This is a genomic window from Bradyrhizobium sp. CCGUVB4N (assembly GCF_024199945.1).
Taxonomy (GTDB): Bacteria; Pseudomonadota; Alphaproteobacteria; order Rhizobiales; family Xanthobacteraceae; genus Bradyrhizobium.
Genome location: NZ_JANADP010000001.1, coordinates 4,400,859 through 4,412,957, shown reverse-complemented (window position 1 = coordinate 4,412,957; position 12,099 = coordinate 4,400,859). Strand labels below are relative to the sequence as shown.

The following is a 12,099-nucleotide window of genomic DNA, read 5'->3' as shown; positions in this document are numbered from 1 at the left end:
GTGAGGCTCCGGAAGAGCTGGCTGTCCGACCTTGGGGATCCCCTCGCGGGGATTGGTTGGACAGAAGGAATTCCGGTGCGCGCGTTGGGGCTTTGGTGGGATTCGTGCGGTAGCGCATGGGGTCAATCGACAGGTATATTTTCCGCACGACGCTGGCGTCGTTTGCGCTCGTCCTGGTCAGCCTCACCGGCGTGATCTGGATTACGCAGGCGTTGCGCGGCATCGACCTGATGACGAGCCAGGGTCAGACCATCATGACCTTCCTCGGCATTACCAGCCTCGTGATCCCGGCGCTGGTGCTGATCATCTCGCCGATCGCGTTGATGATCGCGATCTCGCACACGCTGAACAAGCTCGCGACCGATTCCGAGATCATCGTGATGAATGCCGCCGGCTTTTCGCCGTTCCGGCTGTTCTATCCGTTCTTCTACGCCACCTGCGTGGTGGCGCTGCTGGTCGCCTTCATCGCCGCCTATCTCGCGCCCGACGGCATGCGGCGGATCAAGCAGTGGGATGCCGAGATCACCGCCGACGTGCTCACCAACATCCTGCAGCCCGGTCGCTTCGCCCAGCTCGACAAGAACCTCACGATCCGGATTCGCGAGCGGCTGCCCGGCGGCATCCTCGCCGGCATCTTCATCGACGACCGCCGCGATCCCAATGAGCGCGTCTCGATCGTGGCCGAGCACGGCGAGGTCGTGAAGAACGAGAACGGATCGTTCCTGGTGCTCAAGGACGGCAATCTGCAGCGTTTCGAAGCGGGCAAGCGCGATCCTGCGCTGGTGGCCTTCGGCCGCTACGGCTTCGACATGTCGAAGTTCGGCAACCAGGGCCACGACGTCACCCTCGGCATCCGCGAGCGCTATCTGTGGGAGCTGTTCTCGCCGTCCGAGGACGACCCGGTCTACAAGCAAATCCCCGGACAGTTCCGCTCGGCGCTGCATGACAGCCTGCTGGCGCCGATCTATCCGTTCGCCTTTGCCGTCTTGACCTTCGCCTTCCTGGGGGCGCCGCGCACCACCCGCCAGAGCCGCAACTTCTCGATCGGCTCCTCGATCCTCGCCGTGTTCGGCCTGCGCATGGCCGGCTTCGCCTGCTCGGTCATGGCCGTGAAATCGTCGGGCCCGGTGCTGGCCCAGTACGTGATGGTGCTCGGGGCGATCGCCGTCGGGCTGTGGATGGTCATCGGCGGCATCGTGGTCGAGCCGCCGCCGGGCCTGATGGAAGCCATCAACAAATCGAACGCGCGGATCGCGCGGCTGTTCGGACGGCCGGCCGCCGCATGAGCATGCTCACCAACACGCTCGGGCGCTATTTCGCCGGCCGCTTCGTGGTCGCCGCACTCGGCGTGTTCGCGAGCATCTTCCTGCTGCTGGTGCTGGTCGACTACATCGAGATGGTGCGCAAGACCTCGGGGCTTGCGTCGGCGTCGGCGATCATGGTGGCCGAGACCTCGTTGTTCCGGGTGCCGCAATTGCTGGAGAAGCTGACGCCGTTCTGCATGCTGATCGGCGCCATGACCTGCTATCTCGCCCTCTCCCGCCGGCTCGAGCTCGTGGTGGCGCGCGCCGCCGGCATCTCGGCCTGGCAGTTCATCTCGCCCGCGCTCGGCAGCGCGCTTCTGATCGGCGTGATCGCCACCGTCGCCTACAATCCGATGTCGGCGAACCTACGCGAGCTGTCCAAGCGCATGGAAGCCGAGCTGTTCGGCTCGGCGCCCGGCGGCGGCATTCAGGACGCCTCGGGCTTCTGGCTCAACCAGGTGACCAGCGACGGCCAGACCATCATCAACGCCGCGCGCAGCGAGCAGCAGGGCGTCCGGCTGACCGGGCTCACACTGTTCCGGTTTGACACAGAGCAGCACTTCAAGGAGCGCATCGAGGCGCGCGAGGCGACGCTCGAGGCCGGCCATTGGCTGTTCAAGGGCGTGCGCCGCTTCTCGCTCGATTCTCCGCCGGTCGACCAGGCCAGCCTGGAGATTCCGACGACGTTGACCGAAGCACAGGTCCGCAACAGCTTTTCCACACCCGAGACTGTGTCTTTTTGGCAACTACCGAGCTACATCCGCTCATCGGAGAGCTCGGGGTTCGCGACAGCCGGATATCGACTCCAGTATCACAAGCTGCTGGCACAGCCGTTTTTGCTCGCCGCCATGGTGATGCTCGCGGCTTCCGTGTCGCTGCGCTTCTTCCGGATGGGCGGCGTACAGAAGATGGTTTTGAGTGGCGTGGGCGCAGGCTTTCTGCTCTACGTTTTGTCGAAAGTGACTGAAGACTTGAGCAAGGCTGAGTTGATGCATCCGATCGCTGCGGCGTGGTTGCCCGTAGTGGTGGGCGGCCTCACCGGCTTTTTGGCCTTGTTGTACCAGGAGGACGGTTAGTGACTGCCGTCCGCAGAGGACTTGTGTCTGATTCGACGTTGCGCACCCCCGTGCGCGCGAACGGATACGGCTTGGCTGTCCGCAGGCTCGTCCTCGCCCTGATCGCGACCGCATCGTTCGCCGGCATGATCGATCTTGCCGCGGTGACGCCGGCTGCCGCCCAGAGCTACACCTACAATCCGCTGCCGCCGCGTCCGAAGCCGCCGAAGGCCGCCAATGACGGGCAGATGCTCGTGCAGGCGACCGAGGTCGATTACGACTACAACAATTCGCGCGTCTCGGCGGTCGGCAACGTCCAGCTGTTCTACAACGGCACCAGCGTCGAGGCCGACCGGGTCATCTACGACCAGAAGACCAAGCGGCTCCATGCCGAAGGCAACATCCGCATGACGGATGCCGACGGCAAGATCACCTATGCCGAGATCCTGGATCTCTCCGACGACTACCGCGACGGTTTCGTCGATTCGCTGCGCGTGGACACCGCCGACCAGACCCGCATGGCCGCGACCCGCGCCGACCGCTCCAGCGGCAACTACACGGTGTTCGAGAACGGCGTCTACACGGCCTGCGCGCCGTGTAAGGACGATCCGAAGAAGCCCCCGCTCTGGCAGGTCAAGGGTGCCCGCATCATCCACGACCAGCAGGAGAAGATGCTGTATTTCGAGACGGCGCAGCTCGAGTTCTTCGGCGTGCCGCTCGCCTACATGCCCTATTTCTCGACGCCCGATCCGACCGTGAAGCGCAAGACCGGCTTCCTGATGCCGGGCTTCACCTCCTACACGGCGTTCGGCTACGGCGTCGAAGTCCCGTTCTACTGGGCGATCGCGCCCGACATGGACGCGACCTTCAGCCCGCGCATCACCTCCAAGCAGGGCGTGCTGTTCCAGGCCGAGTTCCGCCAGCGCCTGCTGGACGGTGCCTACCAGGTTCGCGTCTACGGCATCGACCAGCTCAACCCCGGCAATTTCGCCGGCCAGCCGGGCGATCGTCAGTTCCGCGGCGGCATCGAGACCAAGGGCCAGTTCGCGCTGAACGACAAATGGGTCTGGGGCTGGGACGGCGTCCTGCTCTCCGACTACTATTTCATGTCGGACTACCGCCTGTCGGCCTATCGCGATCCGCTCGGTTCGTTCCTGAACCTGCCGACGGATGCGCTGTCGCAGCTCTATCTGACCGGCGTCGGCAACCGCAGCTTCTTCGACGCGCGCACGATGTACTGGACGAGCTTCTCGGGTAACCAGCAGCAGGTCCCGGTCGTCTATCCCGTGATCGACTACTCGAACGTGCTCAACTATCCGATCTTCGGCGGCGAGGTCTCCTACAAGACCAACTTCGTCAATCTGACGCGTAACGACGCGGCGTTCGATCCGATCACGACGACGGCCAACACCAACGGCCTGTGCACGACGACCTCGGCCGATCCGCTCGCGCGCACACCGTCGCAGTGCCTGCTGCGCGGCTTCCCCGGCACCTACACCCGCCTGACGGCGGAGGCGCAGTGGCGCAAGTCCTTCACCGATCCGTTCGGCGAGATCTGGACGCCGTTCGCGATCCTGCGCGCCGACGCGATCAATTCCGACGTCTCCAACCAGCCGGGCGTGTCGAACTACCTGCCCGTCGGCAACACCCAGGCGTTCCGCCTGATGCCGACCGTCGGCCTCGAATATCGCTATCCCTTCATCAACGTTCAGCCCTGGGGCTCGACCACCATCGAGCCGATCGCGCAGATCATCATCCGCCCGAACGAGACCTACGCCGGCAAGCTCCCGAACGAGGATGCGCAGAGCATGGTGTTCGACGCCTCGAACCTGTTCAGCGTCGACAAGTTCTCCGGCTACGACCGCGTCGAAGGCGGCGGCCGCGCCAATGTCGGCGTGCAGGCGACCACACAGTTCGACAAGGGCGGCGCCGTCAAGGTGCTGTTCGGCCAGTCCTACCAGCTGTTCGGCATGAACTCCTTCGCGGTGCAGGACTCCATCAACACCGGCATCAATTCCGGCCTCGACAAGCCGCGTTCGGATTACGTGGCGAGCGCCGCCTACTCACCGAACAGCACCTATACGTTCAGCGTCCGCTCCCGCATGGACGAGCAGACCTGGAACATCCAGCGCTTCGAGGCGGAAGGCCGCGCCAACTTCAATCGCTGGTCGGTCAGCGTGATGTACGGCAATTACGCGCCGCAGCCGGAACTCGGCTACCTGACCCGCCGCGAGGGCATCCTGACGACCGGCTCGATCAAGGTCGCGACCAATTGGGTGGTGACGGGCTCGGCGCGCTGGGACCTCGAGGCCAACAAGATCAACCAATATGTGCTCGGCGCCGGCTATGTCGACGATTGCTTCGTGCTGGCGGCGAACTATGTAACTTCGTATAGCTATTCCGCGGGCACCACGCCGCCCGTGCTGAGCCACGCGTTCATGTTCCAGATCGGCCTGCGCACGCTGGCGACCTCGACCGGGTCCAGCTCATCCGCCGGCTACCAGTGAACCCGTTTGAATTGCCGGCCGCTTGTTCCCTCTCGCGGGATCATTGCGGCTGACATGCGAGCGACAAATATGACCACCCGATTGCCTGTCTTCCGTCTCCCCCTCTTCGTGCTGGGCGCTGTGCTGGCCTCCGCACTGGTTCTCGCCGGTGCACCTGCGCATGCGCAGAACATCGTCGTCATGGTCAACGGCGATCCCATCACCGATTTCGACATCGAGCAGCGCACCAAGCTCGAGACGCTGACGACGCAGAAGCCGCAGAACCGGCAGGACATCATCAACACGTTGATCGACGACAAGATCAAGCTGAAGGAAGGCAAGAAATACGGCGTCGACCCCACCGCATCCGACGTCAACGGATCCTACGAGGGCATGGCGCAGCGCATGCGCATCTCGATCGATCAGCTCAGCAAATCGCTCGAGACCAAGGGCGTGCGCCCCGAAGCGCTCAAGAACCGCATGAAGGCCGAGATGGTCTGGACCAGTCTCGTGCGCGGCCGCTTCAAGGAGAAGCTGATCGTCGGCGAGAAGGACGTCGCCGACAAGGTGCGCGAAGGCGGCGACGAGAAGCTGCAGATCGAGGGCACCGAATACAAGATGCAGCCGATCGTGCTGATCGTGCCGCGCGGCTCGTCCGCCGCTTTCCAGGAGACGCGGATGAAGGAAGCCGAGCAGTATCGCTCGCGTGTCGGAAGCTGCGAGGAAGCCAATTCGCTGTTCCGTTCGACGCCGAACGCCACCATCCGCGACACCGTCACCAAGACCACGGCTGACCTGCCGGAGGCACTGCGCAAGGTTCTCGACGACACCGCGATCGGTCACCTCACGGCCCCTGAAGTGACCAAGGCCGGCATCGAGATGGTCGTGCTTTGCGCGCGCAAGCCGACCACGATCGATACGCCGAAGAAGCGCGAGATCCGCGAGAAGATGTATATTGAAAAGTACGAGAAGACCCAGAGGGCCTATCTCGACGAGCTCCGCAAGGCGGCGATGATCGAATATCGCAACCGCTGATGGCCGCTCCCGCAAAGCCCCTTGCACTGACGCTCGGAGAGCCCGCCGGCATCGGCCCCGACATCACCATCGCGGCCTGGCTCAGGCGCCGCGAGCTCGACCTTCCCGCCTTCTATTTGCTCGGCGACGAGGCGCTGATCGCGCAGCGCGCCAAGGCACTCGACGCCGATATCAGGATCGCCGCGGTGAAGCCGGGCGAAGCCGAGACTGCCTTTGCGGACGCCCTGCCCGTGGTCGCGACCGGCGAGCGAGCGACCGCTGCGCCCGGCAAGCCCGACGCATCGAGCGCACCGGCAGCGCTTGCCTCGATCCGCCAGGCGATCGACGACGTCCGCGCCGGTCGCGCCAGCGCCGTCGTCACCAACCCGATCGCCAAGAGCGTGCTTTACCGCGCGGGCTTCCGTCATCCCGGCCACACCGAATTCCTCGCCGAGCTTGCGAGCCTCGATGGCCGCGTGCCGCAGCCGGTGATGATGCTGTGGTCGCCGCGGCTCGCCGTGGTGCCGGTGACGATCCACGTGTCCGTGCGGGACGCGCTCGCCCAGCTTACCAGCGAGCTCATCGTCTCGACCGTGCGCATCGTTGCGACCGAGCTGAAATCCCGCTTCGGCATCGCCCGTCCCCGCATCGCGGTCTCCGGCCTCAACCCGCATGCCGGCGAGGACGGCTCGCTCGGCCATGAAGAGCAGACCGTGATTGCACCGGCGCTCAAGCTCCTGCGCAATGACGGCGTCGACGCCAGGGGACCGCTCCCCGCCGACACCATGTTCCACGAGGCCGCGCGCAACACCTATGACTGCGCGGTCTGCATGTATCACGACCAGGCGCTGATCCCGATCAAGACGGTGGCGTTCGACGACGCCGTCAATGTCACGCTTGGCCTGCCCTTCATCCGCACCTCGCCCGATCACGGCACCGCCTTCGACATCGCCGGCACCGGCAAGGCCAATCCGGCCAGCCTGATCGCCGCGCTCAAGCTTGCCAGCCGCATGGCGGCTGCAAACAGCTGATGAGCGCGATCGACGACCTCCCGCCGCTTCGCGAGGTCATTCGCCAGCACGCGCTGTCCGCCCGCAAGTCGCTGGGCCAGAACTTTCTGCTCGACCTCAATCTCACCGCGCGCATCGCGCGCGCAGCAGCGCCGCTGGACGACAGCACCATCGTCGAGATCGGCCCGGGCCCGGGCGGACTGACACGTGCGTTGCTCGCGCTCGGCGCCAGACGCGTCATCGCGATCGAGCACGACGAGCGCGCGATCCCGGCGCTGAACGATATTTCCGCGCGCTATCCCGGCCGGCTCGAGATCGTGCATGGCGATGCCATGACGTTCGATCCGCGCCCGCTGCTGGCAGGCGAGCGCGCGAAGATCGTCGCCAATCTGCCCTACAACATCGCGACCCAGCTCCTGATCAACTGGCTCACCACCGAGCCCTGGCCGCCCTGGTTCGACATGATGGTGCTGATGTTTCAGCGCGAGGTCGGCGAGCGCATCGTCGCGCGCGAGGACGAGGAGGCGTATGGCCGCCTCGGCGTGCTCGCCAACTGGCGCTGCGAGACCAAAATCCTGTTCGACATTTCGCCGTCCGCCTTCGTGCCGCCGCCGAAGGTCACGTCCTCCGTCGTGCGCCTGGTGCCGCGCGCGGAGCCTCTGCCCTGCGATCGCAGGATGCTCGAACAGGTCGCGGCCGCGGCGTTCGGCCAGCGCCGGAAAATGCTGCGCCAAAGCCTGAAATCGCTCGGTGTCGATCCCGCGCGACTTGCGGCAGCCGCCGGCGTCGATGCGACGCGGCGTGCCGAGACCATTCCCATCTCCGGCTTTGTTGCCATGGCGCGTGAATTGGCCGATATACGAGCCGAAACGTGAGAATGGAAATTCCGGAGGAAAGAAAATGGCGTTGATGCGTCGGCAGTCGCTGGTCAAGTTCGATGCGCCCCTGTGCGAGACCATCGTCGATACGCCCAAGCCGCAAGGCGCCGAAGTGCTGGTGCGCATCGAACGCTGCGGCCTCTGCCATTCCGATCTGCACATCCAGGACGGCTATGCCGATCTCGGCGGCGGCAAGAAGCTCGACACCACGCGCGGCATGACGCTGCCCTTCACGCTCGGCCACGAGATCGCCGGCGTCGTCGACGAAGTCGGCCCCGACGTGCCGGCGGGTCTCGTCGGAGCCAAGAAGGCGGTGTTTCCCTGGATCGGCTGCGGCCAGTGCCGCGACTGCAAGAACGGCGACGAGAACCTCTGCGCCAAGCAGCGCTTCCTCGGCGTCTCCATCGACGGCGGGTTCGCCACCCACGTGCTGGTGCCCGACGCAAAATATCTGCTCGACTACGATCCCCTGCCCGTCAACCAGGCCGCCACCCTGATGTGCTCCGGCGTCACCGCATACGGCGCGCTCAAGCGCCTGGTCGACCGTCCGCGTCAGCGCAATCTGCTGCTGATCGGTCTCGGCGGCGTCGGCATGATGGGCCTGTCGTTCGCGCAAGCGATGTTCAAGCAGCCGATCACGGTCGCCGATCTCTCGCCGGCCGCGCGCGAGACCGCGCTGAAGAACGGCGCGGCCAATGCCTACGATCCGTCCGAGCCCGACGTGATCAAGCGCATCCTGAAGGAGACCGACGGCGGTTTCGACGAGGTCGTCGATTTCGCCGGCAACGAGAAGTCGATGGCGTTCGCGGTCGCGGTTGCCGCGCGCGGCGGCAAGGTCGTGGTGTCCGGCCTGATGGGCGGCCAGTTCACGCTGCCGATGGTGCAATGGGTCTACAAACGCCTCACCGTCGAAGGTTTCATGGTCGGCACGCTCGCGGAGGCGCATGAGCTGATGGCGCTTGCCCGCGCCGGCAAGATCAAGCAGACGCCGATGCGCGAAGAGCCGATGGGCGATGTCCAGAAGTGGATCGACGAGCTGCGCGCAGGCCACGTGGTCGGCCGCATCGTGCTGAAGAACTGAGTTTCGATCGGCGGCGGGACAGGCGTCTCGCCGCCGCTTTCGTTTGCGCGATTAACCCGGAATTCACGAAAGGCCCGGTTCCAAATAGGGGAACCTGCACGCTGACGACTATAATCCTCACCATCCCATTTCGGAATTCTGGTGTGAGCATGCAGACCATTCGCCGTTTCCTGGCCGACGAATCCGGCGCGACTGCGATCGAGTACGGTCTGATTGCCGCCGGCATCGCGCTGGCCATCATCGCGGTGGTCAACAATCTCGGCTCGACGCTGAAGCTGAAGTTCGGTTCGATCAGCTCGTCGCTGAAGTAGCGCGCACCTTTAGAATAGGCCTTGGTACGAAGCCCGACGCTCGGAACGGCTGCGGCCGCACCGCGTTGGCAGCGCATGACCATCCGCTGCACCGTCGAGAGCGCATTCTTCATCGCCTGGAGCTTCCTCGAGAAGAGCGGCGAGCTCGGCCCGCCCGACAATTCCGCCAACATCATTCTCGATGCGATTGAAGCACAGCTGAAAACCGGCGAGCGCCGGCCGCTGATGCTCGCCAACAGGGCGATCGACACCTACAGGCATCAGAACCGCCTGTCGGCTGCGCGCGCGGCCCGCTTGGGCTGACGGCAACGGCACGTGATGCCCTTGGCCCCGCCGGCCCGGCGGCGGTACCTTGTGTTCACTCCTGAACAGAGCGTCCGCTCCATTTCGAAATTCCGTAGTTCTCCGGCCAAGAACAAAGTTCGAGGCGTGGCGCCCGTGCAACGCAGGACGCTCTTCCGCGTTCGGCGCCATTTTTTCGATTTCCCGTAACCCCTTGTGTGCACTTTGGAACCGTCGGTTTCTGCCGGGAAACGTAGGGTTCTCCCCGGTGCCGATTCCCGGCAGGCAAGAGAATCAGTGTGACCGGCCGGCCCAAGAACGAGCTCCTCCAGAAGCTCAATGCCCACGATTTCGAGCTGCTTGCTCCTCATTTGCAATCGGTCGAGCTGGCTTCGAACCACATCCTGCATCATGCCGGCGACAGCATCGGCGCCGTCCACTTCCCGTGCGGCCCCACGTTCGTGTCGTTCGCGGTACCGGTCGAGGACGATCGCGAGGTCGAAAGCCTGCTGGTCGGACGCGAGGGTGCGGTCGGTCTCCCCGCCGGACGCGGCCCGTCGCTGGCCTATGCCCGCATCGTCGTGAAGGTGGGCGGCTCGGTGCTCCGCCTGCCGCTGCGCGCGTTCGAACAGGCGCAGCAGAGATCGGCGAGCCTGCACGATCTGTTCGCGCGCTACGCCGCCTGCCAGCTTGCGCAGCTGCTGCAGACCGCGGCCTGCAACGCCGCGCATTCGATCGAGCAGCGCGCCGCGAAATGGATCCTCGCGGCGCAGGAGCACCTCGGCGGCGACGAGATTCCCCTCACCCACGAGCAGCTCGCCGGTATGCTCGGGGTCTCCCGCAGCTATGCCAGCCGCGTCATCCAGATGCTGAAGGCAAGGCGCATCCTCGCAACGCGCCGCGGCGCCATCCTGATCCTCGACGGACCGGCGCTGCAGGCGAGCGCCTGCGCCTGCAACGTCACGGTGAAGAAGCATTTCCGCGAAGTGCTGGGTCACTCCTGACGGAGCGGCCAATCCGCGCGCGTCGGAACATATTCGACTGGCCCGCATTGCCGGGACATGCCGCGGTACTTTTTCCATTTCGAAGGCCAGCAACCTCACATCGACACCACAGGCGAGGCGCTCACCGACGACGAGGCCGCCTGGCGCGAAGCCGTCCGCCTCTCCCGCGACGTCGAGCATGCGCTGCGTCCCGGCGACAGCTGGACGCTCAGCGTGTTCGACGGCACCGAGCCGGTGTTCGTGCTGGCGATGGTGACCCGGCGGTTTCGTTAACGCGTCGGCAGAACGTTAACGTCCGCCGCCGCCCCGGTTCCGGGGGTGGACCCGGCCCGACTTGCCGAATTTCGATAGCCGGCTACACCCCGAAACTTGCGTCACACCAAAGCACAACTTGCATTAGGATGCGAACAGCCGTTCAATACCCGCATAAGCCGGCAGCACATTGCATCACCTTTGGTTTTGAGTGGAATGCGGACCTTTCTTATCATTCTGGGCATCTGGATCCTGATCAACGTCCTGTTCGTCGTGATCATGGTCCCGCCGCGCAAGCCACGGAAATCGAGTGAGCCTCGCGCGTCGAGCGGGCTCGCGCCCGTCCCGATCGGCCAAAATGCCTACGTTTACGATGAGGACGAAAAGGTCTCGCTGCGGCACACCATCATCGCCGTTGCGATGGGTGCGCTGTTCTCGCTGACGCCGCCTCTGCTGGAGGCCGTCGACGACATCAAGCGGATGATCGGCAAATACCGCAAGCAGCGGCAGTACGCCGAACCGGCGAGCGACGAGCGATCCCTCGAGACGACCCCGAAAGAGCTCCGGGCGCGAGAAGGCCAGAGTTCGACCGGCGGATCGTCTTCTCCCGAGCAAGACAGTTCGAAGCACTGACGCTCCTCGCGGCATCGTTCCCTATCACTTCAGACCTGGATTTTGGAACACGCGGCGCGTCCAGCGCGTTGGCGAACAGGAAACCACAGGGGGAGAAGCGACGACAGGAGACACGAGCTTGGTCAATCTCGGCAAATGGTACGATCCGATCTCGGAGCGTTGGATCGCACCGCGCGAACTTCACCCCGTCCCGACATCCCGCCACGCGAGCGAGAACCACGTGATCGAACTCCAGAGGTCAGTCGAGATCCAGCGCATCTGGCGCACGGTGGTCGATTGCTGCGCACGCAACTGATGCTGCCGCGCCGGAGGCGTTGCTGTTATTCCCCATGAACGATCCCGCATCACCCGCAAGATCATCCGCAAGGCCAGTCGCGACCGCGATACGATATCTGTCGATCGCGGCGGGCTCCGCCTGCCTGCTGCTCGCAGCCATTTGCCTCGCCTTGGCGTGCCGCGTCTTCATCGAGTCCGGTCTGTTCGCGCAATCCTACGCGATGGTGTGTCTCATCAGCGCAGCGTTGGGATGTCTCGCGCTGATGTTGGCGCGGGTGTGGAAATAGGCTCCCGCCTCGAGATCATCTCAAGGCAAGAGGTACTTGCTTTCACGGCTGCAGCCATTGGCACAAAGTGCACATGTTATCCCCGCAGCCTTGAGCTAATCTCCCCTCGCTCCAGCGACTAGCCTCTCGCGACAGATTGCGGGTCACGAGTTTTCGCAAGGTGCTGCTCTTCGTCAGTTTGACGTCATCGCAACCAATCGCGTTGACGCAAACACGCGCCTGCATG

14 protein-coding genes are annotated in these 12,099 nt (G+C 64.5%); all 14 read left to right on the top strand.

Annotated elements, in window-relative coordinates; all coding sequences use genetic code 11:
• The first annotated feature begins 116 nt into the window (after window positions 1-116).
• The 14 genes from lptF (at window position 117) to NLM31_RS19915 (ending at window position 11,873) form a co-directional block, all read left to right on the top strand.
• A complete protein-coding gene (gene lptF, locus NLM31_RS19980; protein ID WP_254131000.1) occupies window positions 117-1,286 on the top strand; it encodes an LPS export ABC transporter permease LptF in 1,170 nt (389 codons plus the stop codon).
• On the top strand, window positions 1,283-2,380 hold the full coding sequence (lptG, locus tag NLM31_RS19975; protein WP_254193356.1) for an LPS export ABC transporter permease LptG: 1,098 nt from the start codon (window positions 1,283-1,285) through the stop codon (window positions 2,378-2,380). Before lptF ends, lptG begins: the two co-directional genes overlap by 4 nt.
• Window positions 2,380-4,866 carry an LPS-assembly protein LptD gene (locus tag NLM31_RS19970; protein WP_254130998.1) on the top strand — a complete coding sequence of 829 codons (2,487 nt, stop codon included), beginning with the start codon at window positions 2,380-2,382 and terminating at the stop codon, window positions 4,864-4,866. The genes lptG and NLM31_RS19970 overlap by 1 nt, the downstream gene beginning before the upstream one ends.
• Before the next feature lie 69 nt (window positions 4,867-4,935).
• Complete coding sequence (locus NLM31_RS19965) at window positions 4,936-5,880, top strand: SurA N-terminal domain-containing protein (RefSeq protein ID WP_254193355.1); 945 nt, start codon at window positions 4,936-4,938, stop codon at window positions 5,878-5,880.
• Window positions 5,880-6,890 (top strand): 4-hydroxythreonine-4-phosphate dehydrogenase PdxA, encoded by a 1,011-nt coding sequence (gene pdxA, locus NLM31_RS19960; RefSeq protein ID WP_254193354.1) that lies wholly within the window; start codon window positions 5,880-5,882, stop codon window positions 6,888-6,890. The genes NLM31_RS19965 and pdxA overlap by 1 nt, the downstream gene beginning before the upstream one ends.
• Window positions 6,890-7,744 (top strand): 16S rRNA (adenine(1518)-N(6)/adenine(1519)-N(6))-dimethyltransferase RsmA, encoded by an 855-nt coding sequence (gene rsmA / locus NLM31_RS19955; RefSeq protein ID WP_254193353.1) that lies wholly within the window; start codon window positions 6,890-6,892, stop codon window positions 7,742-7,744. Before pdxA ends, rsmA begins: the two co-directional genes overlap by 1 nt.
• A gap of 25 nt (window positions 7,745-7,769) precedes the next feature.
• Entirely contained in the window at window positions 7,770-8,828 is a 1,059-nt protein-coding gene (locus NLM31_RS19950; protein ID WP_254193352.1) for an alcohol dehydrogenase, read from the top strand.
• A 149-nt stretch (window positions 8,829-8,977) separates the two neighbouring features.
• The gene (locus NLM31_RS19945) at window positions 8,978-9,139 is read left to right on the top strand and encodes a Flp family type IVb pilin (protein ID WP_045000328.1); all 162 of its coding nucleotides are present in this window, start codon (window positions 8,978-8,980) and stop codon (window positions 9,137-9,139) included.
• Between the two features lie 75 nt (window positions 9,140-9,214).
• Entirely contained in the window at window positions 9,215-9,442 is a 228-nt protein-coding gene (locus tag NLM31_RS19940) for a hypothetical protein (RefSeq protein ID WP_254135390.1), read from the top strand.
• A 278-nt stretch (window positions 9,443-9,720) separates the two neighbouring features.
• Entirely contained in the window at window positions 9,721-10,425 is a 705-nt protein-coding gene (locus NLM31_RS19935; protein WP_254130993.1) for a Crp/Fnr family transcriptional regulator, read from the top strand.
• Window positions 10,426-10,482: 57 nt separating this feature from the next.
• Window positions 10,483-10,698 (top strand): DUF6894 family protein, encoded by a 216-nt coding sequence (locus NLM31_RS19930; RefSeq protein ID WP_254130992.1) that lies wholly within the window; start codon window positions 10,483-10,485, stop codon window positions 10,696-10,698.
• Between the two features lie 195 nt (window positions 10,699-10,893).
• The gene (locus tag NLM31_RS19925) at window positions 10,894-11,310 is read left to right on the top strand and encodes a phosphonate metabolism protein PhnM (protein WP_254130991.1); all 417 of its coding nucleotides are present in this window, start codon (window positions 10,894-10,896) and stop codon (window positions 11,308-11,310) included.
• A 118-nt stretch (window positions 11,311-11,428) separates the two neighbouring features.
• A complete protein-coding gene (locus tag NLM31_RS19920) occupies window positions 11,429-11,605 on the top strand; it encodes a hypothetical protein (protein WP_254130990.1) in 177 nt (58 codons plus the stop codon).
• A 34-nt stretch (window positions 11,606-11,639) separates the two neighbouring features.
• On the top strand, window positions 11,640-11,873 hold the full coding sequence (locus tag NLM31_RS19915) for a hypothetical protein (RefSeq protein WP_254130989.1): 234 nt from the start codon (window positions 11,640-11,642) through the stop codon (window positions 11,871-11,873).
• Window positions 11,874-12,099 lie beyond the last annotated feature (226 nt).